General features: G+C 46.3%; 1 protein-coding gene. It reads left to right on the top strand.

Annotated elements, in window-relative coordinates; genetic code table 11:
- Window positions 1–87 precede the first annotated feature (87 nt).
- On the top strand, window positions 88–1,218 hold a 1,131-nt coding region (locus R8O70_RS25660; protein WP_318184519.1), incomplete at its 3' end, for a nucleotidyltransferase domain-containing protein.

The raw sequence follows: 1,218 nt of genomic DNA, 5'->3' as shown, positions 1-1,218 counted from the left end.
CATGCGGGGATATTTTTTATCTCCGCGAGATTTGTTAAATTAGAAAGGTTTGTAGATCTTTACTTTTAGCTTGCACGGATAGCAAATATGCCACTTCAGTCCCCTCTTACGTTTTCCGACGAACAAATCAATATCGGCGAACTAAAACAAGAGTTAGAAAAATTCAGCTCAACCCAAAAACAAGAGTTTCTTAATCATCACCCTGTGACCAGCTTAGTATTGGCTCGCGCAGAGTACATGGACTTGTTGCTGACGCGTTTATGGCAATACTTCGGTTTTAATGACATTTACAACATCTCATTAGTGGCCGTGGGCGGATATGGTCGCGGTGAACTGCATCCGTTGTCCGACATAGACATTCTTGTTCTCTCTAACAACAAACTGCCGACTGCGTTAGAAGCGAAAATCAGCGAATTTATTACCTTACTATGGGACTTAAAACTGGAAGTTGGCCATGCGGTTCGCACTGTCAATGAATGTGCACAAATCGGTCGTGACGATCTAACGGTTGCCACTAACCTACAAGAAGCACGTCTGCTTTGTGGCAGCGAAGACACATTCCAAGCTCTAAAAAAGGTCGTGCTATCCGACTCTTTCTGGCCGAGCGAAACCTTCTACCGCGCAAAAATCCAAGAACAACGCGAACGTCATGCTCGCTACCACGATACGACCTATAACTTAGAGCCCGACATCAAATCGACCCCAGGAGGTCTTCGCGATATTCACACTTTGAGCTGGGTAGCGCGCCGTCACTTTGGCGCCACATCTCTGCTAGAGATGAGCCGTTACGGCTTTCTTACCGATGCGGAATACCGCGAACTGGTGGAGTGTCAGGACTTCTTGTGGCGTGTCCGCTTTGCTCTGCACATTGAACTTCGCCGATACGACAACCGTTTGACCTTCGCACATCAAGCACAAGTGGCCGAAAACCTCGGTTATGTTGGTGAAGGCAATCGCGGCGTCGAGATGATGATGAAAGAGTTTTATCGCACACTTCGTCGCGTCGCAGAATTAAACAAAATGCTGCTCAAACTGTTTGATCAAGCCATCATCAATGGTGGTGCAACTGAAAACGCAGAAATTTTGGATGCAGATTTTCAACGTCGTGGGTCGTTAATTGAAGCCAGAAAACCTGCGCTATTCCAAGCCAGACCTGAAACTATTCTTGATATGTTTTTGCATATCGCAAACGACTCAACCATTGAAGGAGTAAGCCCT

This window comes from Vibrio sp. 779(2023), from assembly GCF_033344285.1.
GTDB classification, from domain to species: domain Bacteria; phylum Pseudomonadota; class Gammaproteobacteria; order Enterobacterales; family Vibrionaceae; genus Vibrio; species Vibrio alginolyticus.
Note: the sequence above shows the minus strand (reverse complement) of the source record. Positions and strands in the feature narration are given on the sequence as shown.